This window comes from Falsiroseomonas sp., assembly GCF_051860665.1.
In the GTDB taxonomy this organism is placed as follows: Bacteria; Pseudomonadota; Alphaproteobacteria; order Acetobacterales; family Acetobacteraceae; genus Falsiroseomonas.
Genome location: NZ_JBHYDM010000006.1, coordinates 198,064 through 222,072, shown reverse-complemented (window position 1 = coordinate 222,072; position 24,009 = coordinate 198,064). Strand labels below are relative to the sequence as shown.

General features: G+C 70.0%; 28 protein-coding genes. 12 read left to right on the top strand and 16 right to left on the bottom strand.

All coding sequences use genetic code 11. The annotated features are described in order from the left end of the window. Nucleotides 1-2: 2 nt before the first annotated feature. The 5 genes from ACTIF1_RS09255 to ACTIF1_RS09235 form a co-directional block, all read right to left on the bottom strand. Entirely contained in the window at nucleotides 3-434 is a 432-nt protein-coding gene (locus ACTIF1_RS09255; protein ID WP_439596109.1) for a phasin family protein, read from the bottom strand. A gap of 148 nt (nucleotides 435-582) precedes the next feature. Beyond that, nucleotides 583-1,179, bottom strand: a complete 597-nt coding sequence (locus ACTIF1_RS09250; protein WP_439596108.1) for a TetR family transcriptional regulator — start codon at nucleotides 1,177-1,179, stop codon at nucleotides 583-585. Between the two features lie 51 nt (nucleotides 1,180-1,230). After that, entirely contained in the window at nucleotides 1,231-2,031 is an 801-nt protein-coding gene (gene proC, locus ACTIF1_RS09245) for a pyrroline-5-carboxylate reductase (RefSeq protein ID WP_439596107.1), read from the bottom strand. A 43-nt stretch (nucleotides 2,032-2,074) separates the two neighbouring features. After that, nucleotides 2,075-2,581 carry a YbjN domain-containing protein gene (locus tag ACTIF1_RS09240; protein WP_439596106.1) on the bottom strand — a complete coding sequence of 169 codons (507 nt, stop codon included), beginning with the start codon at nucleotides 2,579-2,581 and terminating at the stop codon, nucleotides 2,075-2,077. A gap of 173 nt (nucleotides 2,582-2,754) precedes the next feature. Further along, on the bottom strand, nucleotides 2,755-3,126 hold the full coding sequence (locus tag ACTIF1_RS09235; protein WP_439596105.1) for an accessory factor UbiK family protein: 372 nt from the start codon (nucleotides 3,124-3,126) through the stop codon (nucleotides 2,755-2,757). A 104-nt stretch (nucleotides 3,127-3,230) separates the two neighbouring features. On the opposite strand from ACTIF1_RS09235, the gene rfaD reads away from it, so the two are divergent. From rfaD to ACTIF1_RS09200, 7 genes are all read left to right on the top strand, one after another. Continuing rightward, nucleotides 3,231-4,211 (top strand): ADP-glyceromanno-heptose 6-epimerase, encoded by a 981-nt coding sequence (gene rfaD / locus ACTIF1_RS09230; protein WP_439596104.1) that lies wholly within the window; start codon nucleotides 3,231-3,233, stop codon nucleotides 4,209-4,211. Nucleotides 4,212-4,215: 4 nt separating this feature from the next. Continuing rightward, the gene (gene lgt / locus ACTIF1_RS09225) at nucleotides 4,216-5,007 is read left to right on the top strand and encodes a prolipoprotein diacylglyceryl transferase (protein ID WP_439596103.1); all 792 of its coding nucleotides are present in this window, start codon (nucleotides 4,216-4,218) and stop codon (nucleotides 5,005-5,007) included. Further along, complete coding sequence (locus ACTIF1_RS09220) at nucleotides 5,007-6,002, top strand: class I SAM-dependent methyltransferase (protein ID WP_439596102.1); 996 nt, start codon at nucleotides 5,007-5,009, stop codon at nucleotides 6,000-6,002. The genes lgt and ACTIF1_RS09220 overlap by 1 nt, the downstream gene beginning before the upstream one ends. Then, nucleotides 5,999-6,757 carry a peptidoglycan editing factor PgeF gene (gene pgeF / locus ACTIF1_RS09215; RefSeq protein ID WP_439596101.1) on the top strand — a complete coding sequence of 253 codons (759 nt, stop codon included), beginning with the start codon at nucleotides 5,999-6,001 and terminating at the stop codon, nucleotides 6,755-6,757. The genes ACTIF1_RS09220 and pgeF overlap by 4 nt, the downstream gene beginning before the upstream one ends. Before the next feature lie 59 nt (nucleotides 6,758-6,816). Beyond that, nucleotides 6,817-7,752: a hypothetical protein gene (locus tag ACTIF1_RS09210; protein ID WP_439596100.1), complete on the top strand. Its 936-nt coding sequence runs from the start codon at nucleotides 6,817-6,819 to the stop codon at nucleotides 7,750-7,752. A 149-nt stretch (nucleotides 7,753-7,901) separates the two neighbouring features. Next, the gene (locus ACTIF1_RS09205; RefSeq protein WP_439596099.1) at nucleotides 7,902-8,834 is read left to right on the top strand and encodes a ribose-phosphate pyrophosphokinase; all 933 of its coding nucleotides are present in this window, start codon (nucleotides 7,902-7,904) and stop codon (nucleotides 8,832-8,834) included. A 103-nt stretch (nucleotides 8,835-8,937) separates the two neighbouring features. Further along, nucleotides 8,938-9,243, top strand: a complete 306-nt coding sequence (locus ACTIF1_RS09200) for a hypothetical protein (RefSeq protein WP_439596098.1) — start codon at nucleotides 8,938-8,940, stop codon at nucleotides 9,241-9,243. Between the two features lie 33 nt (nucleotides 9,244-9,276). Here ACTIF1_RS09200 and ACTIF1_RS09195 read toward each other — a convergent pair whose 3' ends face one another. After that, a complete protein-coding gene (locus ACTIF1_RS09195; RefSeq protein WP_439596097.1) occupies nucleotides 9,277-9,675 on the bottom strand; it encodes a Zn-ribbon domain-containing OB-fold protein in 399 nt (132 codons plus the stop codon). Between the two features lie 5 nt (nucleotides 9,676-9,680). Continuing rightward, a complete protein-coding gene (locus ACTIF1_RS09190; protein ID WP_439596096.1) occupies nucleotides 9,681-10,853 on the bottom strand; it encodes a thiolase domain-containing protein in 1,173 nt (390 codons plus the stop codon). 116 nt (nucleotides 10,854-10,969) lie between these two features. Between ACTIF1_RS09190 and hmgA the strand changes: the two genes are divergently transcribed. Genes hmgA through ACTIF1_RS09170 form a run of 4 tightly spaced genes read left to right on the top strand, consistent with a single transcriptional unit; the run spans nucleotide 10,970 to nucleotide 15,691 of the window. Next, entirely contained in the window at nucleotides 10,970-12,310 is a 1,341-nt protein-coding gene (hmgA, locus tag ACTIF1_RS09185) for a homogentisate 1,2-dioxygenase (RefSeq protein WP_439596095.1), read from the top strand. 5 nt (nucleotides 12,311-12,315) lie between these two features. After that, nucleotides 12,316-13,572: a fumarylacetoacetase gene (fahA, locus tag ACTIF1_RS09180; RefSeq protein ID WP_439596094.1), complete on the top strand. Its 1,257-nt coding sequence runs from the start codon at nucleotides 12,316-12,318 to the stop codon at nucleotides 13,570-13,572. A gap of 11 nt (nucleotides 13,573-13,583) precedes the next feature. Beyond that, the gene (locus ACTIF1_RS09175) at nucleotides 13,584-14,555 is read left to right on the top strand and encodes a hydroxymethylglutaryl-CoA lyase (protein WP_439596093.1); all 972 of its coding nucleotides are present in this window, start codon (nucleotides 13,584-13,586) and stop codon (nucleotides 14,553-14,555) included. Beyond that, entirely contained in the window at nucleotides 14,552-15,691 is a 1,140-nt protein-coding gene (locus ACTIF1_RS09170; protein WP_439596092.1) for a CaiB/BaiF CoA transferase family protein, read from the top strand. The genes ACTIF1_RS09175 and ACTIF1_RS09170 overlap by 4 nt, the downstream gene beginning before the upstream one ends. Here the strand turns inward: ACTIF1_RS09170 and ACTIF1_RS09165 are convergent. The 7 genes from ACTIF1_RS09165 to hpxZ form a co-directional block, all read right to left on the bottom strand. Continuing rightward, a complete protein-coding gene (locus tag ACTIF1_RS09165; RefSeq protein WP_439596091.1) occupies nucleotides 15,666-15,971 on the bottom strand; it encodes a hypothetical protein in 306 nt (101 codons plus the stop codon). The two genes, ACTIF1_RS09170 and ACTIF1_RS09165, sit on opposite strands and share 26 nt — an antisense overlap. After that, nucleotides 15,971-16,951, bottom strand: coding sequence for a phosphotransferase family protein (locus ACTIF1_RS09160; protein WP_439596090.1), 981 nt, complete (start codon nucleotides 16,949-16,951; stop codon nucleotides 15,971-15,973). Before ACTIF1_RS09160 ends, ACTIF1_RS09165 begins: the two co-directional genes overlap by 1 nt. Beyond that, nucleotides 16,944-18,146 carry an acyl-CoA dehydrogenase family protein gene (locus tag ACTIF1_RS09155; RefSeq protein ID WP_439596089.1) on the bottom strand — a complete coding sequence of 401 codons (1,203 nt, stop codon included), beginning with the start codon at nucleotides 18,144-18,146 and terminating at the stop codon, nucleotides 16,944-16,946. The genes ACTIF1_RS09160 and ACTIF1_RS09155 overlap by 8 nt, the downstream gene beginning before the upstream one ends. Nucleotides 18,147-18,158: 12 nt before the next feature. Next, nucleotides 18,159-18,911, bottom strand: coding sequence for an SDR family NAD(P)-dependent oxidoreductase (locus ACTIF1_RS09150; RefSeq protein ID WP_439596088.1), 753 nt, complete (start codon nucleotides 18,909-18,911; stop codon nucleotides 18,159-18,161). 31 nt (nucleotides 18,912-18,942) lie between these two features. Next, nucleotides 18,943-19,314, bottom strand: a complete 372-nt coding sequence (locus ACTIF1_RS09145) for a response regulator (RefSeq protein ID WP_439596087.1) — start codon at nucleotides 19,312-19,314, stop codon at nucleotides 18,943-18,945. Next, nucleotides 19,311-20,876, bottom strand: coding sequence for a sensor histidine kinase (locus ACTIF1_RS09140; protein ID WP_439596086.1), 1,566 nt, complete (start codon nucleotides 20,874-20,876; stop codon nucleotides 19,311-19,313). Before ACTIF1_RS09140 ends, ACTIF1_RS09145 begins: the two co-directional genes overlap by 4 nt. A gap of 124 nt (nucleotides 20,877-21,000) precedes the next feature. Next, nucleotides 21,001-21,378 (bottom strand): oxalurate catabolism protein HpxZ, encoded by a 378-nt coding sequence (gene hpxZ, locus ACTIF1_RS09135; RefSeq protein WP_439596085.1) that lies wholly within the window; start codon nucleotides 21,376-21,378, stop codon nucleotides 21,001-21,003. 178 nt (nucleotides 21,379-21,556) lie between these two features. Between hpxZ and ACTIF1_RS09130 the strand changes: the two genes are divergently transcribed. Beyond that, nucleotides 21,557-22,402 carry a universal stress protein gene (locus ACTIF1_RS09130; protein WP_439596084.1) on the top strand — a complete coding sequence of 282 codons (846 nt, stop codon included), beginning with the start codon at nucleotides 21,557-21,559 and terminating at the stop codon, nucleotides 22,400-22,402. A 4-nt stretch (nucleotides 22,403-22,406) separates the two neighbouring features. Here ACTIF1_RS09130 and ACTIF1_RS09125 read toward each other — a convergent pair whose 3' ends face one another. Next, the gene (locus ACTIF1_RS09125) at nucleotides 22,407-23,315 is read right to left on the bottom strand and encodes a DUF6282 family protein (RefSeq protein ID WP_439596083.1); all 909 of its coding nucleotides are present in this window, start codon (nucleotides 23,313-23,315) and stop codon (nucleotides 22,407-22,409) included. 11 nt (nucleotides 23,316-23,326) lie between these two features. Continuing rightward, on the bottom strand, nucleotides 23,327-24,007 hold the full coding sequence (locus ACTIF1_RS09120) for an amino acid ABC transporter permease (RefSeq protein ID WP_439596082.1): 681 nt from the start codon (nucleotides 24,005-24,007) through the stop codon (nucleotides 23,327-23,329). Between the last annotated feature and the right edge of the window lie 2 nt (nucleotides 24,008-24,009).

Sequence of the window (24,009 nt, the reverse complement as noted above, 5' to 3'; positions counted from 1 at the left end):
AATCAGCCGCCCTGCTTGGCGACCAGGGCCTTCACCTCGTCCATAGCCTCTGTGAAGCGCTTGTTCAGCACGCTCAGCGCCTCGGTATTGGAGTTCTGGATGAGGTCGGCGACCTCCTTCATATTCGCCACGGCCCGCTCATAGGCGGACTTCAGCAGCTCCGCCTGCTTGGCGGCGCGGGCCTGCGGGCTTTCCGTGCCGGACATGGTGCGGATGGCATCGGTCATTTCCGCCATCGAGGCCTGCAGGATCTCCATGTGCCGCCGCGCCACGGCCTGCGCGCCTTCCAGCGCCACGCGATTGGCGTTGGACAGCGCCTCCAGGTTGCGCCGCTGCGCCTCGGCCAGACCCGACATGTCGGGCATTGCCGGCATGCGGAACTCGGACAGCATGCGCATCATCTCGTCAGGCTTCATGCCAAAGCGGTCGGACATCGCAACAAGCTCCTCAGGCGCAGGGGGTCAGGGATGCGGCGGCCTATACCGGAGGCCGCAGGGCGGCAGAAGACGCAAAATGCTGCGTTGCACAAAAAAGACTTAGTCTTCTCAGGACCGCGTCTTGCAGCACGGGACCCAGGCCGGATCAGGCACCGGGATCGGGCACGGCACGGTCCCCGGGCTCGATCCGCAGGCTGCGCGCCGCCTGCTCCGCCCGGTCCAGGGCCCGGTCCAGCGCGGCCATGGTGGCGCCCATGTCCACGGACTCGTCCTTCTCCCAGGCGCGGATCGTCATCAGCCAGACGCCGACAAGTCCTGTGGCACGCAGCTTGCCCTGCAGCCCGGTCGAATCCAGCTCGGCCGCATCCAGCATCCGCTCCATGCTGCGCTGGAGGATCGGCGCCAGGGCCAAGGCCAGCACGCCGTCCCGCCGCATGTCGGAGATCAGCCGCAGCATGCCGGCGCGATGCGGCAGCAGCGCATCCACGCCGCGCATCAGCACGTCGAAGATCCGGTCCCGCGGCGTGCCGCCCTGGCCGGGCACGGTGCCGGCGGCCACGCTCTCCGCCACCGCATCGGCATGCAGCCGCAGCAGGTCGAGGCGGGAGGGGAAGCGCCGCACCAGCTCCCCGGCCGGGATGCCGGAGAGGCCAGACAGGCGGCCGGGGGTCACGCCGCGCCAGCCCTGCTCCGCGATCACGGTGAACAGGGCATCGAGCAGCTGGGTGTCGGTGGATTGCATGACCCGATGTTGGGGGCGGAAGCCCCCGGCGCCAATGGGAAATGCGTGAATTCAGCCGGCGAGTTCGCGCGACCGCGCGGTCGCCGCCGCAATGGCCTCCGAAATCGCCCGTGGCCAGGCGGCCTCCGCCATCAGCACGGCCAGGGCGCGTTCCGTGGTGCCCTTGGGGCTGGTGACATTCTTGCGGAGCTGGGCGGCGTCCTCCGGGCTTGCGGCCAGCAGGGCGCCGGAACCGGCGACGGTGGCCCGGGCCATGCGGCGGGCGAGCTCGGCGGGGATGCCTTGTTCCACCGCCGCGGCCTCCAGCAGCTCGGCCAGCAGGAAGACATAGGCCGGGCCGCCGCCGGAGACGGCGGTGACCGGGTCCAGCAGCCCCTCCTGGTCCACCCAGTCGACCTCGCCCGTGGCAGCCAGCAGCGTATCGGCCAGGCGGCGCTGGGCTGCGGAGACGCCGGGGCCGGCGAAGGCCACGGTGAAACCCTGGCGCACGGCGGCGGGGGTATTGGGCATGGCGCGCACCACGGCGGCGCCCGCCCCCAGCAGCCCCTGCATGAAGCCCACGGTCTTGCCCGCCATGATGGAGACGAAGACGGCACCGCCCCCGAAGCGGGCATAGGCGGGCAAGGTGGCCGGCGCCTCCTGCGGCTTGGTCGCCAGGATCACCGCGGCGGGGGCAAATCCTGGAGGGATCTCCGCCGGATCCCGCAGCAGGGTCGCGCCGGCGATCGGGGCGCTGGCGAAGGGGTCGACGATGATCGTCTCGCCCAGGCCGCGTTCGCGCCAGCCGGCCAGCATGGCGCCGCCCATCTTGCCGCAGCCGATGAGGAGGAGGGGGGGAAGGGTCTCGGTCATGCGGGCAGCCTTGCCGCCGCCCGCGCGCTTGGCAAGGCCGGGTTCAGGCCTCGCCGACGCAGTCCAGCATGGCGGCCTGCAGCGCCTCGGCCGGGGGCTTGCCGCCCCAGAGGACGAACTGGAAGGCGGGGAAGAAGCGCTCGCATTCGGTGATGGCGATATCGACCATGTCCTCGAGGCTCTCGGCCGAGGCGCCGGGGGCGCCGCGCAGCAGCACGGCATGACGGAACACCGGCACGCCATCCTCGCTGTCCAGGCCGAAATGGCCGATCCAGAGCTTCTCATTGGCCAGGGCCAGCAGTTCGAACAGCCGATCGCGCTTCCCGGCCGGCACCTTCAGGTCGAAGGTGCAGGAGAAATGCATGGCGCTGATCTCCTGCGACCAGGAGAAATACAGGCCGTAGTCGCACCACTTGCCCGGTGCTTCCGCTGCCATTTCGCTGTCCGACCGGCGGTCGAACACCCATTCATTGGCTGTCACGATCTGTTCCAGCACATCGAGGGGATTCGCGGATCGGTCGCGTTCCTCATATCCGACATAAGCGGACATTGCGGCACCTCCTTCGCCCGATCGGGGTGGCGCCCCTGGTAATGGGGGGCGCCTGTCCGAATCGCCACTACGGGTAGACTACGCAGGTGCGAAACGCCACCGCAAGAGTCGCATCCGTGATGCGGGCCAAAGGCTTGGCGGCCGGGGCGCCGATCCTGCCTCGGCCGCGCCCTTCAACCGCCGTCGACGGCGAGGCCGGGATCCACCGCCGGATCGGCCGCCGGGGCGGCCTGGGACAGCTTCGCCTCCAGCGCGGCGACGCGGGCTTCCAGCGCCTCCGCCTGTTCCCGGGCGCGGCGGGCCACTTCCAGCGCCGCGTCCAGGTCCTCGCGCCGCACCAGGTCCAGGCGCTGGACCATGGCCTCGATCTGCGCGCGGCCCATGGCCTCGGCCTCGGCGCGGGCGCCCGCGAGCACCGAGAAGGCGCCGCCCGCCATGCCGGCCAGGTCGTCGAAGAGGCCCCGCTTCGGGCCGTTGCCGCCGCCCGTGCTGCTGGAGCCGGTCCCGCTGGAGCCCGTGCTGCCGGGTCCGGTTTCGCTGGTCATCACGACCTCCTGCCTGATTCTGCGTGCCTTGTCCGCCCGCGATGCCGCGGCCTATACCCCGCCCGCGGCGAAATGGGAGCCGCGACGCGAAGGGACAACCGCCGATGTATGTCGTGACCGGCGGCGCCGGTTTCATCGGGTCGAACCTGGTCGCCGCACTCTGTGACCGGGGCGAGGAGGTCCTGGTGGTGGACCGGCTGCGGGATGGCGTGAAGTGGCGCAACCTGGCGCATCACGGCATCGCCGGCATTCTGGCCCCGGACCAGCTGCCCGATTTCTGGAAAAGCCAGCCCAAGGTCACCGCCGTGCTGCATATGGGGGCGATCAGCGCCACCACGGCGACCGATGGCGACCTGGTGGCGGCCACCAACCTGGCCCTGCCGCTGGCGCTCTGGGCGGAATGCGCGGCGCGCGGCATCCCCTTCATCTACGCCTCCTCCGCCGCCACCTATGGCGACGGCGCCCTGGGCTTTGCGGATGACGAGAGCGCGGCTGCGCTGGCGGCGCTGCGGCCGCTCAACCTCTATGGCTGGTCGAAGCTGGCCTTCGACCGGCGCGTCGCGGATATGCTGGCCCGCGGCTACCCGGCGCCGCCGCAATGGGCAGGCTTGCGCTTCTTCAACGTCTATGGGCCGAACGAATACCACAAGGGCCGCATGGCCAGCGTGGTCTTCCATAAATTCCATGAGGTTGCGCGGGGTGAGCCGGCGCGGCTGTTCCGCTCCGACCGCCCCGACTATGCCGATGGCGCGCAGATGCGCGACTTCGTGCATGTGGATGATTGCGTGGCGGCGATGCTCTGGCTGCTGGACCACCCGAAGGTCAGCGGCCTGTTCAATATCGGCTCCGGCCAGGCGCGCAGCTTCGTCGACCTGATCCGGGCGATGTTCGCCGGCCTCGGCCAGAACGCCCGCATCGAATTCATCGACATGCCGCCGGACCTGCGCGGGAAATACCAGTATTTCACGGAAGCCCCGATGGCGAAGCTGCGCGCGGCCGGATTCGACCGGGCGCCCACGACGCTGGAGGACGGCGTCGGCCGCTACGTGCGGGACTTTTTGCTGAACCCCGACCCGCACCGGTGACCTGATGTTCGTGATCGCCTTCCCCGTCATCGACCCGGTGCTGATCGAGATCGGCCCCTTCGCGCTGCGCTGGTATGCGCTGGCCTATATCGCCGGCATCGTGCTGGGCTGGATGCTGGCGCGGCGGCTGGTGGCGCTGGCCCCGGTCGCGGCCAGCCGGGAACAGCTGGACGACTTCGTCACCTGGACCACCCTCGGCATCATTCTGGGCGGGCGGCTCGGCTATGTGCTGTTCTACCGACCCGGCTACTACATCTCCGCGCCGTGGGAGGCGCTGTATGTCTGGCAGGGGGGCATGTCCTTCCATGGCGGCATGCTGGGCGTCATCGTCGCGGCGCTGTGGTTCTGCCGGCGCCAGGGGCTGCCGGCGCTGCGCTTCGGGGACCGGGTGGCGCCGGTGGTGCCGATCGGGCTCGGGCTGGGGCGGCTGGCGAATTTCATCAATGGCGAGCTCTGGGGGCGCGTGACCGAGGTGCCCTGGGCCATGGTCTTCCCGACCGGCGGGCCGGAGCCGCGACACCCCAGCCAGCTCTATCAGGCGGCGATGGAGGGCGTGCTGCTCTTCGTCGCGCTGAATATCCTGGTCCGCATCCCCGGCATCCGGGAACGCGAGGGTTTTGTGACCGGCGCCTTCCTGGCGCTCTATGGGCTGGCCCGCTTCGTGGGTGAGTTCTTCCGGCAGCCGGATGCGCATCTCGGCTTCCTGTTTGCCGGCGCCACCATGGGCCAGCTTCTGTCGCTGCCGATGATCCTGGTGGGTGCGGCGCTGATGCTGCGGGCCCGCCGCCCCGGCTGATGGAGCGGCTCGACCATTTCATGGCGCGGGCCATCGCCGCCTACTACGCGCGGCCTGCCTCCCCCTTCGGCCGGGCCGGCGACTTCACCACCGCGCCCGAAATCTCCCAGGCTTTCGGGGAAGTGCTGGGCGGCTGGGCGGCGGTGAGCTGGGAGCTGATGGGCCGCCCCCACCCCGTGCTGCTGGTCGAGGTGGGTCCCGGCCGCGGCACGCTGATGGCCGATGCGCTGCGGGCGGTGGGCGAGGTGGCCGCCCCCTTCCGGGCGGCACTGCGGCTGCATCTGGTCGAGACCTCGCCCGCCCTGCGGGAGCAGCAGCGCCGCATGCTGGGGGATGCGGTGGCGGACTGGCACGAGGACCTGGCCACCCTGCCCGCCGGCCCCATGCTGCTGATCGGCAACGAGTTCCTGGACGCCCTGCCGATCCGGCAGTTCATCCGCCGCGATGGCGGCTGGCGCGAACGCCATGTGGCAGAGGGCCGCTTCGTCGAAGAGCCCACGGAGATGGCGCTGCCCACCGAGGCGCCGGAGGGCGCGGTGCAGGAGGTGGGCGAGGCCGCGCAGGCCGTGGCGGCGCAGCTCGCCCGGCGGCTGGCGACGCAGGGTGGCGCGGCGCTGTTCCTCGACTACGGCCCGGCGGAGTCCGGCTTCGGCGAGAGCCTGCAGGCGGTGCGGGGGCAGGCCACCGGCCTCGACCCGCTGGCGGATCCCGGAAGCGCCGACCTGACCGCCCATGTGGATTTCGCCGCCCTCGCCCGCACCGCCCGCGCGCAGGGCGCTGCCGCGCAGGGGCCGCTGCCGCAGGGGCTGTTCCTGCAGCGCCTGGGCCTGATGACCCGCGCCGCCATGCTGGCCCGCGCCCGGCCACGCCTGGCCGGGGAAATCCTGTCCGGTGCCGAGCGGCTGGTCGCGGCGGAGGGAATGGGCCGGCTGTTCAAGGTGCTGGCCCTCTGCGACCCTCGCCTGCCCACCCTGCCAGGATTCGAATCCGCATGACCCCCGGCTTCCTGACGGCCGATCTGGGCCTGCCGCATGGCTTCTTCACGCGGGAGGGCGGCGTGTCCCGCGGCGCCTATGCCACGTTGAACTGTTCCCTCTCCGGGCAGGATGATCCGGAGGCGGTGCGCCGGAACCGCTTGGCCTGCGCCGGCGTGCTGGGGGCGCAGGAAATGCTGGGCCTGGTGCAGGTGCATGGCGTGGCGGTGGCCGATGCGCGCCCGGGCTGGACCGACGCCACCCGCCCCACCGCCGATGCGCTGGTGACGAACCGCCCCGGCCAGGCGATCGGCGTGCTGACCGCCGATTGCGCGCCCGTGCTCTTCGCCGACCGCCAGGCGGGCGTGGTCGGTGCCGCCCATGCCGGCTGGCGCGGCGCCGTGGCCGGCGTGCTGGAATCCACCATCGCCGCCATGGAAGGCCTCGGGGCGAAGCGGGAGAATATCGAGGCGGTGGTGGGCCCCTGCATCGGGCAGGCGAGCTACGAGGTCGGCCCCGACCTGCGGGAGGCCGTCCTGGCCCAGAACGCCGCGTCGGCGCGCTTCTTCGCCGCCGGCCGGCGGGACGATCGCTGGCAGTTCGACCTGGCCGGCTATTGCCAGGCCCGCCTGGCCGCCGCCGGCCTCGCCCGCGCCGAGGCGCTGTTCCAGGACACGCTGGCCCAGGAAGGGCGCTTTTTCAGCCATCGGCGGCGGACGCTGTCTGGCGGCGGTCCGCTGGGCCACCAGCTTTCCGCTATCGCTATCCCTGGGTGAGCCAATGCCCTACGTCGTCATGTTCATGGTCCTGATGGTGCTCACCCTGCTGGTCTCCTGTGTCTTCGCCTAGCCGCCGGCTGCTGCTGCTGGCGCCGCTCGCGCTCGCCGCCTGCACCGGGCTGCCGCAGCCCTTCCGGGGCCGTCCGGGCGCCGTGGCGCGCCGTCTGCGCATGCCGCCGGGCTATCGCGTGGCGGTGCCGAATTCCACACAGCTGCTGCTGACGGATGCCGATTCGGCCAGCCTCTCCCGCGCCCTGGCGGAGGCGCTGGTGGCGAATGAGGTGCCGGCCGTGGCCGGCCCAGCCCTGCCGCTGGACTGGCAGCTGGTGCTGGCGGCGGAGCGGGAGGGCGGCCAGGTGGTGCCGCGCTACGCGCTGCGGGATGCCGATGGCCGGGCGCTGGGCATGCTGGTGGGCCAGCCGGTGCCGGCGCGGGACTGGGCCGAGGGTGGCGAAGCCCTGCACGCCCGCATCTCCGGCGAGGTCGCGCCCCAGCTCGCCACGCTGGTGGGCCGGATCGATGCGCAGCGCCGCACCGGGGATGAACGCGCCTCCGGCAGCGGGCCGCCCGTGCTGCGGCTGCTGCCGGTGCGCGGTGCCCCGGGCGACGGAAATCGGAGCCTGACCGCCCGCATGCGGGACAGCCTGGCCGGCCTGGGTTTCCGGGTGCAGGAGGAGGCGGAGGGCGCGCAATTCGCGGTGCAGGGGGAGGTCACCATGGCCCCCTCCGGCCGCGGCCAGCAGCGCGTCGAGATCGTCTGGGTCGTCTCCCGCCGCGATGGCGAGGATCTGGGCCGCGTGCTTCAGCTGAACGAGGTGCCGACGGGCACGCTTGGCGGGCTCTGGGGCGATGTCGCCTATGTGGTGGCGGAGGAAGCCTCCGGCGGCATCCGGGACGTGGTCTTCAATGCCGGCGGCTTTCCGACCGCGGCTACGCCCGGGCCGACTGCGGCCACGCCCGGGGCAAGCCCCGCCGCGGCGCCGGCGCCCTGATCGGCCGGGCGGGGCGGCCATGCGTGGCCGTCATCCGCCCGCGATGGACACCATAACGTCACGTTGCTACCAAGCGCCGCACCGGCCGCGGGAGTCTTCCACGGCGCCGCCTTTTTTTCGTACTCCTTCCCCCGGGGTTCGCGCTCGCCATGAAGATCATCGCCTGCAACAGCAACCGCCCGCTTGCCGAGGCGGTGGCATCGGCGCTGGGCATCCCGCTGACCCAGGCGTCCGTGCGGCGCTTCGCCGACATGGAGATCTTCTGCGAGATCCATGAGAATGTCCGCGGCGAGGATGTCTTCGTGGTGCAGTCCACGAGCTACCCCGCGAACGACAACCTGATGGAACTGCTGATCATGCTGGACGCGCTGAAGCGCGGCAGCGCGCGGCGCATCACGGCGGTCATTCCCTATTTCGGCTATGCGCGGCAGGACCGGAAATCGGGCCCCCGCACGCCGATCTCCGCCAAGCTGGTGGCGAACCTGATCACCGCGGCGGGCGCCAACCGCGTGCTGACCATGGATCTGCACGCCGCGCAGATCCAGGGCTTCTTCGATATCCCCGTGGACAACCTCTTCGCCGCCCCGCTTTTCGCCCGCGACATCCAGGAGCGTTTCGCCGGCCGCGACCTGATGGTCGTCTCGCCGGATGTCGGCGGCGTGGTGCGCGCGCGGGCGATCGCGGCGCGCATCCACACCGACCTGGCCATCATCGACAAGCGCCGCCCGCGGGCCGGCGTTTCCGAGGTGATGAACGTGATCGGCGAGGTGGAGGGCCGCGACTGCATCCTGGTGGACGATATCGTCGATTCGGGCGGCACGCTGGTGAATGCGGCGGAGGCGCTGCTGAAGAACGGCGCCAAGTCGGCCAGCGTCTATGTGACGCATGGTGTCTTCTCGGGCGGCGCGGTGGCACGCGTCGGCGCCGCGCAGATCGAGCATATGGTGGTCACGGACAGCATCCTGGCCACGGAAGCGGTGCGGGTTTCGCGCAATATCAAGCAATTGACCATCGCCCAGCTGCTGGCCGAGGCAATGAAGCGGATCAGCGAGGAATCCTCGGTCAGTTCGCTGTTCAACTGAGACCTTTCGTCGCAGACCTCCCGAAACTCGCCATGGTTTGGCGCCGTTTGCGGACATGATCCCGGCCTTGACTGGGCATCCTGACCGCAGGGAGTGATCCGTCATGGACCGCCGACGTTTTCTTTTCGCCAGCCTGGCCGGTGCGCTTGGCAGCGCGCTCGGTGCCGGTGCCGCCAGCGCCGCCAGCCGCACCTCGCCGCCGGAGGCACCGTCCCCGCAGGCCGAGCCGGCCATCCTCACCGAGGCCGAGGTCGAGGAGCTGCTGACCGAGGCGCAATGGGGGCCGCCGCCCGGGTATCGTCGCGGCCGGGGGCGGCAGCGCTGCTGGGTGGAACGGCGGCGCATCCGCTACCGCGACCGCTACGGCTATATCCGCACCCGCTGGGTGAACCAGCGCGTCTGCCGCTGAGGCAGCCGGGGGGTCTGCGCCCCCCCGGGACCGTCAGGCCGGCGCGAACATCGGCATGGGCGCGCCGGGCCCGCCTTCGGCATCCTGCGTCGGCTTGAAGACCACGCGCACCCTCATGCCGATGCGGATCTCCTCGAAGGCGCAATCGACGATATTGGTGAAGAGGCGCGGCCCCTCGTCCAGCTCGACATAGGCGCAGGCATAGGGCTCCGCGACCCGCATCACCGTGTAGCTGTAGATGGTGCCGAGGCCGCTCGCCGGGACGAGCTCCACATTCGGCGAGAGGGTGAAGGGAGAGGCGCCGCGCGGGTAGAAGAAGTGCTTTTGCGTGTCGCGGCACAGGCCGAGCATCAGCCTTCCCTCCCCCGCCGCATCCCAGAAGGGCTTGGTCGAGGCGTCGATCACCGGCGCGGCGATGATGCGTTCGGACATGGCGCTCACTCCCTTTCCATGATGAGCGTGGCGCTGCCGTGCCGATGGCCGAGCAGCCCGCCCGTGCCATGCGCCAGCGCCAGGCCGCAATCGGGCACCTGCACGGCCGGATGGGCCTCGCCGCGCAGCTGCCGCACCGCCTCGATCACCTTGGTCATGCCGCCGCGATTGGCGGGATGATTGTTGCAGAGCCCGCCGCCATCCGTGTTGAAGGGCAGCCTGCCAACGCCGGAGATCAGGTTGCCGTCGCGCACGAATTTTCCTCCGTCGCCCTTCGCGCAGAAGCCGAGGTCTTCCAGCTGGATCAGCACGGTGATGGTGAAGCTGTCATAGATGCTGGCGTAGCGGATGTCGGCGGGCGTCACGCCGGCTTCCGCGAAGGCGCGGGCGCCGGAGAAGCGGGCGCCGGAGAAGGTCAGGTCGGGGTAGCCGCCGAACTGGCCCTTTATCGATTCCCCGGTGCCGCGCACCGTGACGATGGGGCGCTTCAGGCTGCGGGCGATTTCGGGACGGGCGACGATCAGGGCGCCGCCACCGTCCGAAATAACGCAGCAGTCCAGGCGATGCAGCGGGTCCGCCACCATGGGCGAATTCACCACCTCCTCCACCGTCACCGGCTTCTTCAGCATCGCATGGGGATTGTGCTGGGCGTGCTGGCTGGCGGCGACCTTGATCCAGGCCAAGTCCTCGCTGGTGGTGCCGTATTCGTGCATGTGCCGCATGGCGCAGAGCGCATAGCTGCCGGCGACGGTGCGGCCCATCGGGATCTCGAAGGGATCGTCCGGCACGGTGGCGTTCTGGGCCCGCGCCCCGGTGCCGGTGGCCTGCCCCTCGCTGCGCGGACGGCCGGCGAGCGTGATCAGCGCGATATTGCAGCGGCCGAGCGCGATGGCGGCCGCCGCATGGGCGACATGGGCGAGGTAGGAGCTGCCGCCGATATCGGTGGAATCGACATGGCTCAGCCGGTCGAGGCCGAGATAGTCGGCCATGGCCAACGGGCCCATGCCGGGGGCGTCGCCGGCGCAGAAATAGCCGTCGACATCCGCCTTGGTCAGCCCGGCATCCTCCAGCGCGCCGAAGGCGACCTCCGCATGCAGCTGGGCCACGGATTTGTCCGGTGCCTTGCGGGTGGGGTGTTCGAAGGCGCCGACGATGCAGGCGCGGCCGCGAAGGCTCATCCGGGGGGTGTTCCTGGCGTTGTTCAGGGCCAAACCTGCCGCCGCCGGCGCCGCGCGTCCAGCATCGCCGCCGGCCAAGGATGCGCTATGCTGGCCAGATCGAGGGGAGGCGAGAGATGGATATCACGCCGCAACAGACCATCATCAGCACGGCCAATGCCGGCTACATGTCCGGCTTCGGCAATGGCTTCGAGACGGAGGCGCTGCCCGGCGCCCTGCCCGTCGGCCGCAATTCGCCACAGCGCTGCGCCTATGGGCTCTATGCCGAGCAGCTTTCGGGCAGCCCCTTCACGGCGCCCAGGGCGAGCAATGCGCGGTCCTGGCTGTATCGCATCCGACCGACCGTGGCGCATATCGGCCGCTTCGCGCCGCGCGATGCCGGCCTGTGGCGCAGTGCACCCTGTGCCGAGGAGACCGGCCTGCCGATCCAGCCGCTGCGCTGGGACCCGCTGCCGATTCCGGCCAGCGGCGAGACATTCCTCACAGGCATGCGGACCATCACCACCTGCGGCGATGCGGCATCCCAGACCGGGATGGCGGCCAGCATCGCATTGGTCACGCGCAGCATGGTGGACGAGACCTTCTGGAATTCGGACGCCGAGATGCTGGTGATTCCGCAGCAGGGACGGCTGCGCTTTCGCACCGAATTCGGCGTGGTCGACGTGGCGCCGGGCGAGGTCGCGGTGATGCCGCGGGGCGTCAAGTTCCGCGTGGAGCTGTTCAACGAGGAACCGGCGCGGGCCTATGTCTGCGAGAATTATGGCGGCGCCTTCACCCTGCCGGAGCGCGGCCCGATCGGCGCCAATTGCCTGGCCAATCAGCGCGACTTCTTGTCACCCGTCGCGGCCTATGAGGATGTGGAGCGACCCCAGCTCGTCGTGGTGAAATGGGGCGGGCAGCTGTGGCAGGCGGAGATCGCGCATTCGCCGCTGGATGTGGTGGCCTGGCACGGCAACTACGCGCCCTACAAATACGATCTCTCCCGATTCTCCCCGGTGGGGCCGCTGCTCTTCGACCACGCGGATCCCTCGATCTTCACGGTGATGACGGCGCCATCGGAGACGCCGGGCACCGCGAATATCGACTTCGTGCTGTTCCCGGAGCGCTGGATGGTGGCGGAAAACACCTTCCGGCCGCCCTGGTACCACATGAACCTGATGAGCGAGTTCATGGGCCTGATCCTCGGCCAGTATGACGCGAAGCCGCAGGGTTTCGTGCCGGGCGGATTCAGCCTGCACAACTGCATGCTGCCGCATGGGCCGGATGCGGAGGCCTTCGAGAAGGCGAGCACGGTGGAACTCGCGCCGCACAAGCTGGCCAATACCATGGCCTTCATGCTGGAGACGCGGCTGCCGCAGCGGGTGACGGCCTATGCCGCCGGCGTGGCGCAGCGGCAACCTGACTACGAGGCCTGCTGGGCGGGCCTGGTGAAGAAATTCGATCCGACGCGGCGGTGACCTTGATGCTGGATGCGACCCATGATGCGGCACGGCGCAGCCGCGTCGCCTCGGCCAATGGCCATGCGGATTTTCCGATCCAGAATTTGCCACTGGGTGTGTTTTCCCCGCCCGGTGCGGGGAAGCGCGCTGGGGTGGCCATCGGCGACAGCATTTTGGAGCTCGCCAGCGCGCCGCTGAAGGGCGTCGCCGCCGATGCGGTCGCCGCGATGGCGGATGGCACGCTGAACGGCTTCTTCGCCATGGGCGCCGCGCCGCGCCAGGCCTTGCGCGCGCAGCTCTTCGAACTGCTTGCGGAGGGCAGCGATGCGCCGCTGGAACTGCACGAGGCCAAGGACTGCACGCTGCACCTGCCCGCGCGCGTCGGCGACTACACGGATTTCTACGCCGGCATCCAGCACGCCACCAATGTCGGCGCGCTGTTCCGGCCGGACCAGCCGCTGATGCCGAACTACAAGCACGTCCCCATCGCCTATCACGGCCGCGCCAGCTCCATCGTGCCGTCCGGCACCGCGCTGCGTCGGCCGAAGGGGCAGCGCAAGCCCGCGGCCGAGACCACGCCCAGCTTCGGGCCGAGCCGCAACCTGGATTACGAGCTGGAGCTCGGCATCTGGATCGGGCCGGGCAATGCGCTGGGGGAGCCGATTCCGATCGCGCAGGCGGCGGGACATATCGCAGGCTTCTGTCTGCTGAACGACTGGTCCGCGCGCGATATCCAGGGCTGGGAATACCAGCCGCTCGGCCCCTTCCTGGCCAAGAATTTCGGCTCGACCATCAGCCCATGGGTGGTGACGCCGGAGGCGCTGGCGCCCTTCCGGGTCGCGCAGCCGCCGCGAGCGGCAGGCGATCCGAAGCCGATGGACTATCTCTGGGACGAGGCGGATCAGGCGGCGGGCGCGCTGGCATTGGAGCTGGAAGTCTGGCTCACCGTGCCGGGCGAGGCGCCGCATCGCCTTTCCACCAGCGATGCGCGTGGCCTGTACTGGACGCCGGCGCAGATGGTGGCGCACCACAGCTGCGGCGGCTGCAACCTGCAACCGGGCGACCTCTTCGGCACGGGCACGATTTCGACCGCCACGGGCTATGGATCGCTGCTCGAAATCACCGCGGGCGGGCGCCAGCCCATCACCTTGCCATCCGGCGCGACGCGGCGTTTCCTGGAAGACGGCGACAGCATCACGCTGCGCGCCCGTGCCCGCCGCGACGGCTTTGCCAGCATCGGCTTCGGCGATTGCAGCGGCACCATCATGGCCGCGGCCTGAGGGAGAGAATCATGTCCGACCGACCGAAGAAGGTCGAGTTTCGCGAGGAAGGTCCGCGCGAAGGCTTCCAGATCGAGAAGACGATCTTTCCCCTGGCGGAGCGCGTGAAGCTGGTGGAGGCGCTGGCGGAGACGGGGCTGCACCACATCCAGGTGGCGAGCTTCGTCAGCCCCAAGCACGTGCCGCAGATGGCGGACAGCGCGGAATTCTTCGCCGCCATCCGCAGGAAGCCGGGCGTGCACTACACCGGCCTCTGGCTGAACGAGCAGGGTTTTGCACGGGCCCGCGCCACGGGGCATGTGGACCTGCAGGGCAAGATTTCGCTCTATGCCTCGGACGCCTTCGCGCAGCGCAACAACCGCTGCTCGGCGGTGGAGATGGCGGAACGACAGAAGGGCTGGCTCGACCTCTATGCCGAGGCCGGCGTGAAGCCGGACTACGCCATCATCATGGCCGCCTTCGGCTGCAATTATGAGGGCGATATCCCGCCGGAACGCGTGGTGGCGCTCGCGCGCTATGCCCAGGACATCTGCGCCGAGCGTGGCGAGAAACTGCCGCAGATCTTCCTCGCGGACACGATGGGCTGGGGCAATCCGGAGCAGACGCGGCGGCTGGTCGGCATGGTGCGGGATGCGCTGCCGGATGTGCGGATCGGGCTGCATCTGCACGACACGCGCGGCCTCGGCACCGCCAATGTGCTGGCGGCGCTGGAGATGGGCGTGGACCTCTTCGACAGCAGCGTGGCCGGCCTCGGCGGCTGCCCCTTCGCCGGGCATGGCGATGCCGGCGCGGCGGGGAATGTGTGCACGGAGGACCTGGTCTTCCTGTGCCAGGAACTCGGCATCGAGACCGGCATCGACCTGGAGGCGCTGGTGGAATGCGCGCTGATGGCCGAACGCCTGATCGGCCGCCGGCTGAACGGCCGCGTCATGCATGCGGGGAGCCTGGCGAAGTATCGGGCGAAGCAGGGCCTCGCGGCGTGAAGCCACTGGATGGCGTGAAGGTCGTCGAGATCGGCCAGGTTTTCGCGGGCCCCTATGCCGGCGCGATCCTGGCGGATCTCGGCGCCGATGTGATCAAGGTGGAGAAGCCGCAGGGCGGCGACGATGCGCGGCAGATGGGCCGCGATTTCCGGCGCGGCGATGCGCTGGTCTTTCACGAGTTCAACCGCGGCAAGCGCAGCGTGGCACTGGACCTGAAATCCGCCGAGGGCATGGCGGCGCTCCATGCGCTGCTCGAACAGGCCGATATCCTGCTGCACAATATGCGCCCCGGCGTGCCGGAATCGCTGGGCCTCGGCGGGGCCGAAACCACGGCGCGGCATCCGCGCCTGATCTATTGCGAGATGGGCGCCTTCGGCCATCGCGGACCGATGAAGGACCATGGCGGCTATGAGCCGCTGCTGCAGGCTTTTTCCGGCCTCTCCTCCATCACCGGCGAGCCGGGCGGCAAGCCGGTGCGGATGGGCGCGAGCGTGGTGGACCAGGGCACCGGCATGTGGACGGTGATCGGCGCGCTGGCGGCCCTGCGGCAGCGGGAGGCGACGGGGCGCGGCTGCGTCATCAACACCTCGCTCTTCGAGACCGCCTTCGCCTGGGCCAATCAGAAGGTTTCCGCCTTCGTGAATCTCGGCGAGCAGCCGGTGCGGCATGCCTCGGGCCATCCGGGCTTCGTGCCCTATGAGGCCTTCGACGCGTCCGACTCCCCGCTGCTGGTCTGCTGCGGCAATGATCGGCTGTTCGGAAAGTTTGCCCGCGTGCTGGGCCGTGCGGAATGGCCCGCCGATCCGCGCTTCGTCACCAACCGCGACCGGCTGGCGAACCAGCACAGGCTGCTGCCGATGATCCGCGAGATCATGCGCACGAAGCGCCGCGTGGAGTGGCTCGGCGTGCTGGTGGAGGCCGGCGTGCCCTGCGCGCCGATCAACACAATTGCGGAAATGCTGGCGGAGCCGCAGGCGGCGGCGATGCAGATGCTGGCCACGCCGCCGGGCGAGGATTTTGCCGTGGTCGCCACGCCGATCAGCTTCGACGGGGTGCGCCCCCTGCCGCCGCGCGGTACGCCGCGGCTTGATGAGCATGCGGGGGCGCGCTTCAGCCCAGCGCCTTCGGCGCGCTGACTTCGGCACGGGCGCGGGCGTAGTCCCGCAGGAAGGCCAGCACCCGCGCATGGCTGTCCGTGCCGGGATCATGCCGCCCGGCGCGGATCTCCGCGGCCAGCGCGGCCAGGTCGGCCTCCACCAGCGGCGGTGCGGCGGCCTGGCGCAGCGCCAGAGCGATGGCGGCCGCGACCATGCGGGCGGCGATCGCCTTCTCCGGCGGCAGGGCAGGCAGCAGTTCCTGCAGCACCACATCCCGCGCCGTGGCGAGCAGGTCCGCAGCGTCCGGCTTTTCCTGCATCACAGCGCCTCCGCCATCGCCAGCACGTCCCATTCCAGCTCCGGCACCATATGGCCGGTCAGCGCGAGTTCCAGGCTGCGTTCCTGGCCGGAGAGGTGGCGCGCCGCCTGGTCGGCCGCGATGACGGCCCAGCGGATGGTCGCCAGCAATTCCCACCAGGGCAGCCGCGCCGCATCCACGGGCCGGCCATAGCCGGCCAGGAAGGCCTCGCGTGGGCCGATGCCACCGGCCTCCTGCGCCACCTGCCCGAAGCGCCAGCACTTTGCGCAGAACCAGCCGAGATCGGCATGCGGATCGCCCCAGCCGGCGAATTCCCAATCCAGCACCGCAGTGACGCCCTGCCCATCCAGCATGACATTGCCGGTGCGGAAGTCATTATGGCACAGCACCGGCGGCAGGGGCGCGGGCGCCTTGCGTTCCAGCGCGCGCAGCCCCCATTCCAGCACCGGCCGCGGCGTGCCGGCGGCGTCCAGCCGGGCGCGCAAGGCTGCAATGGCGGCCAGCGCCGCATCGGCCGGCGGATCGCCGAGGAAAGCGAGATCCGCGCGGGGTGGCCGGATGGAATGGATGCGGGCCAGTTCGCGCCCCAGCGCCGCCACGCAGGCCTCCCGCCCGCCGCCGAGCGTCGCGTCCTTCACCACGCGATGCGGCGCGGCCACGCCCTCCACACGCGCCATGACGAAGAAGGGCCGGCCGATCACGGCCGTGTCCTCGCAGAGGAAGAGCGGTTCCGGCACCGTCACGCCGGCGTCGCGAGCCGCGCGCAACAGGCGAAACTCCTGCGGCCGCGTGTGGCTGACGGCGAGCACCGCCGGCGCATCCGTGCGCAGCACCCAGCGCTGGGGCGCGCCCGAAACCTCCACATCCAGCGCCCAGTTCTGCTGGATGGCGCCGCCCGAAAGCCGCGTCAGCGCGGTGAGGCGCAGCGCGTCATCGCCTGCCGCTTGCGCCAGCCAGCCGCGCAGCGCCGCCTCATCCATGCGCGCCCCATGCAAAAAAGTCGCGACCCTCGCGGCGCAGGAAATTCGCCAGCACCATGCGGTGCACCTCGCTCGCGCCATCCACCAGGCGCGCCTGGCGGGCGTAGCGGTACATCCATTCCACCGGCGTGTCCTTGGAATAGCCGCGCGCGCCGAGCAGTTGCAGCGCCGTGTCGACGGATTTGTGCAGCGCATCGGCGACGACGATCTTGGCCATCGAGACCTCCTTCCGCGCGAAGCCGCCCTGGTCCAGCACCCAGGCCGCCTTCATGGTCAGCAGCCGCCCGATCTCCAGCTCCATCGCCGCCTGTCCCACGAGCCCCTGCACGCTCTCACGGTCGATCAGCTTCTGGCCGAAACTCTGCCGCTCCGCGATGCGCGCCATCGCAATCTCCAGCGCGCGCCGCCCCATGCCCAGCCAGCGCATGCAATGCGTCAGCCGCGCGGTGCCGAGGCGGATCTGCGTCAGCTTCAGCCCGTCGCCGACGCCCATCAGCACATTCTCGTCGGGGATCTCCAGGCCGTCGAATTCGATCTCGCAATGCCCGCCATGCTCCTCCGGCCCCATGATCGGGATGCGGCGGATGATGCGCCAGCCCGGCTGGTCCGCATGGAACAGGAAGCAGGTCAGGCCCTTGCGATCGTCGTCGCTGGTGCGGGCAATCAGGAGAAAATGCTTCGATTCACCGGCGCCGGTGATGTAGTGCTTGCGCCCGGTCACCCGCCAGCCGCCCTGCACCTTCTCTGCGCGGGTGTAGGTGAGCGAGGGATCGCTGCCGCAGCCATCGGGCTCCGTCATCGCGAAGCTGGACTGCACATCGCCGTCGACGATGGGCTGCAGCCAGCGCGCCTTCTGGGCCTCCGTCGCCACCTTCTCCAGCACGATCATATTGCCGTCGTCGGGCGCCGCGCTGTTGAAGACGACGGGGCCGAAGATGGAGCGGTTCATCTCCTCGTAGCAGGCCGCCATGCCGACCACGGACAGGCCGCCGCCGCCGCGGTGCTTCGGCATCTGCAGCGCCCAGAGGCCCGCCGCCTTCGCCTCCGCCCGCATCCGCCGCAGCACATCCGGGTGGATGTTCTCGTGTTCGTCGTAATTCGCGCGGTCGGCCTCCAGAGGGATCAGCTTCGTGTCGACGAAATCCCGCACCCGCATCCGGATGGCGTCGATCTCGGGCGGCAGGGCGAAATCCATGCGGGGTCTGTCCTAGAGGCTGTTGATGGAATGGCCGCCATCGACGGTCAGCACGCTGCCCGTCATATGCGCCCCGGCTTCCGAGGCCAGCAGCAGCAGCGGCCCGCTCAGATCCTCCACCGTGCCGAGGCGACGCTGCGGAATCCGCTTCACCAGCGCCTGGCCGGCCTCGGTCTCGAAGAAGCCCGCATTGATCTCTGTGGCGATATAGCCGGGCGCCAGCGCATTCACGCGGATGCGGTGCCGGGCGAGTTCCACCGCCATCTGCCGCGTCAGCTGGATCAGCCCCGCCTTGGCGGCGGAATAGCCGGCGACGCCTGGAATCACGCGGCTGCCGAGGATGGAGGCGATGTTGACGATCGAACCGCCCTGCCCCGCCGTCACCATGGCGCGCGCCACGGCCTGAGCCACCAGGAAGGCACCGCGCAGGTCCACCTGCATCACCTGGTCCCAATCCGCTGCGCTATGGTCCAGGAAGGGGCGCGTCGCGGCGATGCCGGCATTGTTCACCAGGATGCCCGGCGGGCCCAAGCGTGCCGCGACCTGGTCCAGCGCCGCGGCGATGCTGGCCGGCTCCGTGACGTCCAGGGCCACGGCCATGGCACCCTCGCCGAGTTCCGCGACCAGCCCCGCCACCGCATCCGGCCGCCTTGCCGCCAGCACCACCCGTGCTCCGGCACCGTGCAGGATGCGCGCGAAATGCCGGCCGAAGGCGCCCGAGGCACCCGTCACCAACGCCACTCGTCCCGCCAGGGAAAAGATCATCGCCTGCCCCATCGGCCGCCGCGCCAGGATGCTATGGCCCGGGCAGCAGCTTGCGAAGCTCGGCCAGCACCGCATCCATGTCGAGCGGCTTGGGGAAAAGTGCGACCGGCCCCTCACCCTCTCGCCCGAAGGCATTGGCGCCGCCGGCCGGCGCATAGCCGGTCATCACCACCACGGGCAGGCCGGGCCGGGCAGCGCGCAGCGCGCGGATCAGGCCGGAGCCATCCAGCCTCGGCATGCGAAGGTCGGTCAGCAGCAAATCGGGCGGTTCCCGGTCCGCGGCTTCCAGCGCCGCCTGGCCATCGGGGGCCAGCACCACCTCGTAGCCGGCCCTTACCAGCTCGTCCTCGATCGCCATGGCGGCGAGGCCTTCATCCTCGGCAACCAGGATGCGCCAGGTCATCGGATTGTCGCCGCTCCCTCTGCCGGCTGACCCGCCATGGGCGCGAGTGCGAGCCGCATGCTGAACAGCGCGCCACCCTCCGGCAGGTTCCGCGCCTCGATCCTTCCCCCCATGCCGCGCGCCACGGCCGACGCCAGCGGCAGGCCAAGCCCGCTGCCGCGACCAGGTTCGCGTGTGGTGAAGAAGGGGTCGAAGATCGCATCGCGCAAGGCCTCCGGCACGCCGGTGCCGGTATCCGCCACATCCAGCACGGCCTCGCCCGCCTCCTCCCGCAAGGTCAGGACGATGCGCATCGGCGCCTCGGGATCGCCACTCCGCCGCGCCAGCACCGCATCCCGGGCATTGGCGAGTAGTTGCAACACAGCCTGTTCCAGCCGCGCCGGAACACCCTGCACCGGTAGGGAGGAGGCCTTGCTGTGCAGGGCGAAGTCCAGCCCCTCCGCGGCATATTGGCGCATGGCCAGGCGCAGCGCGTCGGCGGCGGTGACCGCCGCATCGAAGGGCTGGGGCGTGCCTTCCTCCTCCCCGGGCAAAGCCCGGATGCGGGTGACCAGGTCGCCTGCCCGGCGCAATTGCCCCTCGATGATGCCGAGAGCATGGCTCAGGCGCGCGGCGCTGTCCTGGGGCGACATCCCCTCCGCCACCGCGCGCGCATTGCGGGTCCAGAGGATGGCGGCGTTCAGCGGCTGGCTGGTCTCATGCGCCAGGCCCGCGCACATGGTGCCGATCGTGGCAAGTCGTGCGCTCTGCAGCAGATCGGCCTGCAGCCTGCGGGTCATGGTGATATCCCGCGCGGAGCCCAGCAGCCGCTCCACCTGACCCTCCGGTCCCTCCATCGGCACCAGGATCGTCTGCCAGACCCGCCAGCCGGCCGGCGTCTCCGCCTCGGTGACATATTCGACCGGCCGCCGTGCCTCGACGGCTTGGTGCCAATGGGGCAGCAGGCTGGCGAGCAGGCCGGGCGGCAGGACCTCCGCCATGTCGCGGCCACGGATGCTGGCGCCGGCGATTCCATAGAGCCGCTCGAAGGCCGGGTTGACGGCTTCAGCCGTGAAATCGCCGCGCGGGCCGGGGCGCAGGACGAAAAGCGCCTCCGGCAGATGCTCGATGAAGGCGGCGGTGCGCGCCTCGCTTGCCCGGGCGCGTGCCTCCGCGATGCGGCGCTCCTCCACCTCCCGCGCCATGGCCTGGGGGCTGGGCAGCGCCAGCAGGCGCGGCAGCAGCGGCCAGAGCACGACCGCGGTGGTGACGGAGATGGCGGCGGTGACGAGCTTCACCAGGCCCTCGGTCACATAATCCGGCCGGAACATGGTCCAGGCATGCATCACATGGGTCGTGCCGCAGGCGATGATGAAGGCGGCGAAGAGCACGAAGACCCAGGGATAGGCCAGGTCGCGCCGCCGCCGCGCGAAGACCAGCAGCGCGGCGGGAATCGAGAAATAGGCGAGCCCGATCGCCACATCCGAGATCAGATGCAGCCAGAGAAGATCCGGGTCCGCAAGCGTGCAGAGGCCAGGCGCGAAGGGCGCGGTGGCCGGGAAGGAAAGAAGTTCACCGCCCATTCGTGTTGTGCAGCTTCATTACAAAATATCAGGCAATCTAGCAGGCGGCAGGCGCATCGTCCGCAACGTCGCTTGTCCAGAACCGGTACTCACGCGTCCTTGAACGGGACGCGCGAGCGATTTCTCAACCCTCGGGAGGCATCAGGCTGACATGGGCCGAGACCACGCGCCACCCCTCCGGCTGGCGAACCCAGGTCTGGCTCTGCCGCCCGACCCGGCCATTGCGGCTGAAGGTGGTATTGGCGGTGGCGAAGTCGCGGCCATAGGTGGTGATGACGGTGCGCAGCAGGTCGCGCTCCAGCCCGACGGAGGGGCGCGAGGCGCGGAAGGCCATGATCTCGGCATAGCCATGCAGGATCTCCGTCGCGCCGTAGCGGATGGTGCGCGGATCGTTCCAGAACAGTTCGTCCAAGACCGCCACGTCATTGGCCACCAGCGCGCGCTCATAGCGCATGAAGGCCTCGGTCACTTCGGCGACGATCTCGGGGATGTCGATCTGCATCTGGGCTTGGTCCTTGGCGGGGGAGAGGCCTGGCAGTCTGCAATGCGCGGGCCGCCCAGGCCAGATCGACCGGCGCGCTGCCCGGCTGCATGCCAGCCTGCGGATTTGATCGGCATCAAGACCTGCGACGGGCGCAGCGGGCATCCTGCGTCGAGGAGATCGGGCGGAGGGGGCGGAGATGGGTTTGCGGGATCTGCTGGTGCATCTGGATGCCTCGCCGCGCGCAGCGGCGCGGCTGGATTTCGCGGCGGCGCTCGCCGCTCGGCACGGGGCCCATCTCGTCGGGCTGCATGCCGTGGAGGCCAGCCTGCCCGCGGGCCTGACCAGCGACCTGGGCGGTGCGGCGCTGGGCCAGCTGGCGCAGCGGATGCGGGAGGAGGCGCAGGCGCAGGCGGGCCGATCCCGCGCCAGCTTCGAGGAGAAGCTGCGCCGCGACGGGCTGCAGGGCGAATGGCGGGAGGCGACGACCCTGCCCGCGGAGGCGGTGGCGCTGCATGCGCGCTATGCGGACCTGGCCGTGCTGGGCCAACCGCAGCCGGGCAGCGCGGAGGCCATGCTGGATGCGGCGCTGCTGGAATCGGTGCTGTTCCAATCCGGGCGACCGGTGCTGACGGTGCCCCATTCAGGCCACTTCGCCAGCGCGCCGGAGCGCGTGCTGGTCGCCTGGAATGCGGGGCGGGAGGCGACGCGCGCGGTGCATGACGCGCTGCCGCTGCTGCGCGCGGCCAGCCATGTGGCCGTGGTGGCCATCAATCCGCGCCACGGCATCGGCGGCCATGGCGATGTGCCGGCCGCCGATATCGCGCTGCACCTGGCCCGCCACGGCGTGACGGCGACCGCCGCGCATATCGTGACCGAGGAGGTGCCGGAGGCCGATGTGCTTCTGAACGAGGCGGCGGATTCGGATATCGGCCTGATCGTGATGGGCGCCTATGGCCATTCGCGCCTGCGGCAGCTGATCCTCGGCGGCGTCACGCGCGGCATCCTGGCGCGCATGACGGTGCCGGTGCTGCTGGCGCATTGAGGCCTCAGTCGAGGCCGAAGAGCGCGGCGGGGTTGGTCGAGGTCATCCGGCGGATCTCGGCATCCGAGAAGCCTTCGCTCTGGACCAGCAGCAGATACTCGCGAAGACATTCCACCGGCGGCGGCAGCAGGAAGACGCCGCCATCGGAGGAGAGGATGCAGCGGTCGCCGGCGGCGCGGATGCGCGGCGTGAAATCCTGGATGGTGCTGGCCGAGGAGATCTTGTGCTTCTCCTCATCAACATGGGTCAGCCCGACCTGGGTCGCATGCGTCAGGATGAAGAAGGAAAGCTCCACATAGCCGCCGAGGGCCGTGATGGCCTGGATCTGGTCGGTGGTGTAGCGGGAGCCATGGGTGCGGATGCGGGTGACGCCACGGCGCTGGCATTCCTCGGCCAGCGCCACGGCTTCGCGGCCCGAGACATGGCCGCAATCGAAGACCACGTCCTTCTCGGCACAAAGGTCCATGATGGCGCGGACCACATCCGGCACCTGGCCGGATTCGGGCACCTGGAAGGTGGTCTCCAGGAAGGCCGGCCCGCGACCCTCGCGTTCGGCGATATAGCGGGTGTGGTGCGTGGGGAGGGAGACGAAGCGCGCGCCGGTGCCGGGGCCGTAGCCATAGCCGATGGCGGCCTTCGCCACTTCCAGCGTCACGCCGCCCGCGGTGGGCTGCATGATGACGCCGCCGAAGGCACGGCAGCCGAGATGGCCGAGCTCGTCATTCGCCAGCGCCGCGAAGCCGGAGGTGTTCTGGAAATTGCACATGATGCCGATGGCGCGCATGCCGGCCGCGGCCGCCTGGCGCACCGCCTCGAAGACATTCACCGAGCGGCCGTTCAGATGCGGCGCGCAATGCACATGCACGTCGATGGCGCCCTGCAGCAGATGGGCGCCGGGCATGATATAGGGCATGGCGTGGGTCCTCAGCGTCGGGCGAGCCGGCGTTCCAGCCGTTCGCCAAAGTGTTTGGTAGGCCAGCAGATCAGGAAATACAGCAGCAGGATGGTGCCGAAGCACAGCAGGGCGGAGAAGCCGCGCGTGTTGAGGATCTTGGCCGCATAGGTCAGCTCCATCACGCCGATCTGGCTGGCGATGGAGGTGCTCTTGATGAAACCGACCGTGTAACCGAACAGGGGCGGCAGGACGATCCGAAAACTCTGCGGCGCGACCACACGCCACAGCGTGCGCCAGCGGCCGAAATTCATTGCCTCCGCCGCATCCCATTGCGGGGCGGGGATGGATTCCAGGCCCGCGCGCGCGATCTCCGCCGCGAAGGCCGCGGCCGAGAGCACGACGGTGACCAGGGCCACGGTGAAGAGCGAGGCCTGCGCACCCGAAAGCTGGAAAGCGAAGAAGACGCACATCAGCTTCACCAGAAAGGGGATGCGGCGGAACAGCTCGACATAGAGCGTGGCCGCGATGCGCAGCGGCAGCAGGCCGAACAGCCGCGGATGCCGGCAGATGGCAAAGAGGAAGCCGATGCCGAAGCCGAGCGCGGCGCCGATCCAGGACAGCAGCAGCGTATTGACCAGCGCCTCGCCGATGAAGAGCAGGTTGTAGTAGCCGAAGAAGCGCGGCGCTTCCTCCATCACCTGGTCCCACATCG

What these genes read in the sequence shown, in the direction of transcription:
- ACTIF1_RS09255 (WP_439596109.1), bottom strand. Translation starts at nt 434, where the DNA reads ATGTCCGACCGCTTTGGCATGAAGCCTGACGAGATGATGCGCATGCTG.
- ACTIF1_RS09200 (WP_439596098.1), top strand. Translation starts at nt 8,938, where the DNA reads ATGGACCGCCGACGTTTTCTTTTCGCCAGCCTGGCCGGTGCGCTTGGC.
- rfaD (WP_439596104.1), top strand. Translation starts at nt 3,231, where the DNA reads ATGTATGTCGTGACCGGCGGCGCCGGTTTCATCGGGTCGAACCTGGTC.
- hmgA (WP_439596095.1), top strand. Translation starts at nt 10,970, where the DNA reads ATGGATATCACGCCGCAACAGACCATCATCAGCACGGCCAATGCCGGC.
- ACTIF1_RS09125 (WP_439596083.1), bottom strand. Translation starts at nt 23,315, where the DNA reads ATGCCCTATATCATGCCCGGCGCCCATCTGCTGCAGGGCGCCATCGAC.
- ACTIF1_RS09140 (WP_439596086.1), bottom strand. Translation starts at nt 20,876, where the DNA reads ATGGGCGGTGAACTTCTTTCCTTCCCGGCCACCGCGCCCTTCGCGCCT.
- ACTIF1_RS09195 (WP_439596097.1), bottom strand. Translation starts at nt 9,675, where the DNA reads ATGTCCGAACGCATCATCGCCGCGCCGGTGATCGACGCCTCGACCAAG.
- ACTIF1_RS09220 (WP_439596102.1), top strand. Translation starts at nt 5,007, where the DNA reads ATGGAGCGGCTCGACCATTTCATGGCGCGGGCCATCGCCGCCTACTAC.
- ACTIF1_RS09155 (WP_439596089.1), bottom strand. Translation starts at nt 18,146, where the DNA reads ATGGATTTCGCCCTGCCGCCCGAGATCGACGCCATCCGGATGCGGGTG.
- ACTIF1_RS09160 (WP_439596090.1), bottom strand. Translation starts at nt 16,951, where the DNA reads ATGGATGAGGCGGCGCTGCGCGGCTGGCTGGCGCAAGCGGCAGGCGAT.
- hpxZ (WP_439596085.1), bottom strand. Translation starts at nt 21,378, where the DNA reads ATGCAGATCGACATCCCCGAGATCGTCGCCGAAGTGACCGAGGCCTTC.
- ACTIF1_RS09240 (WP_439596106.1), bottom strand. Translation starts at nt 2,581, where the DNA reads ATGTCCGCTTATGTCGGATATGAGGAACGCGACCGATCCGCGAATCCC.
- ACTIF1_RS09150 (WP_439596088.1), bottom strand. Translation starts at nt 18,911, where the DNA reads ATGATCTTTTCCCTGGCGGGACGAGTGGCGTTGGTGACGGGTGCCTCG.
- ACTIF1_RS09250 (WP_439596108.1), bottom strand. Translation starts at nt 1,179, where the DNA reads ATGCAATCCACCGACACCCAGCTGCTCGATGCCCTGTTCACCGTGATC.
- ACTIF1_RS09120 (WP_439596082.1), bottom strand. Translation starts at nt 24,007, where the DNA reads ATGTGGGACCAGGTGATGGAGGAAGCGCCGCGCTTCTTCGGCTACTAC.
- lgt (WP_439596103.1), top strand. Translation starts at nt 4,216, where the DNA reads ATGTTCGTGATCGCCTTCCCCGTCATCGACCCGGTGCTGATCGAGATC.
- ACTIF1_RS09165 (WP_439596091.1), bottom strand. Translation starts at nt 15,971, where the DNA reads ATGCAGGAAAAGCCGGACGCTGCGGACCTGCTCGCCACGGCGCGGGAT.
- proC (WP_439596107.1), bottom strand. Translation starts at nt 2,031, where the DNA reads ATGACCGAGACCCTTCCCCCCCTCCTCCTCATCGGCTGCGGCAAGATG.
- ACTIF1_RS09190 (WP_439596096.1), bottom strand. Translation starts at nt 10,853, where the DNA reads ATGAGCCTTCGCGGCCGCGCCTGCATCGTCGGCGCCTTCGAACACCCC.
- ACTIF1_RS09205 (WP_439596099.1), top strand. Translation starts at nt 7,902, where the DNA reads ATGAAGATCATCGCCTGCAACAGCAACCGCCCGCTTGCCGAGGCGGTG.
- ACTIF1_RS09130 (WP_439596084.1), top strand. Translation starts at nt 21,557, where the DNA reads ATGGGTTTGCGGGATCTGCTGGTGCATCTGGATGCCTCGCCGCGCGCA.
- ACTIF1_RS09235 (WP_439596105.1), bottom strand. Translation starts at nt 3,126, where the DNA reads ATGACCAGCGAAACCGGACCCGGCAGCACGGGCTCCAGCGGGACCGGC.
- ACTIF1_RS09145 (WP_439596087.1), bottom strand. Translation starts at nt 19,314, where the DNA reads ATGACCTGGCGCATCCTGGTTGCCGAGGATGAAGGCCTCGCCGCCATG.
- ACTIF1_RS09175 (WP_439596093.1), top strand. Translation starts at nt 13,584, where the DNA reads ATGTCCGACCGACCGAAGAAGGTCGAGTTTCGCGAGGAAGGTCCGCGC.
- fahA (WP_439596094.1), top strand. Translation starts at nt 12,316, where the DNA reads ATGCTGGATGCGACCCATGATGCGGCACGGCGCAGCCGCGTCGCCTCG.
- pgeF (WP_439596101.1), top strand. Translation starts at nt 5,999, where the DNA reads ATGACCCCCGGCTTCCTGACGGCCGATCTGGGCCTGCCGCATGGCTTC.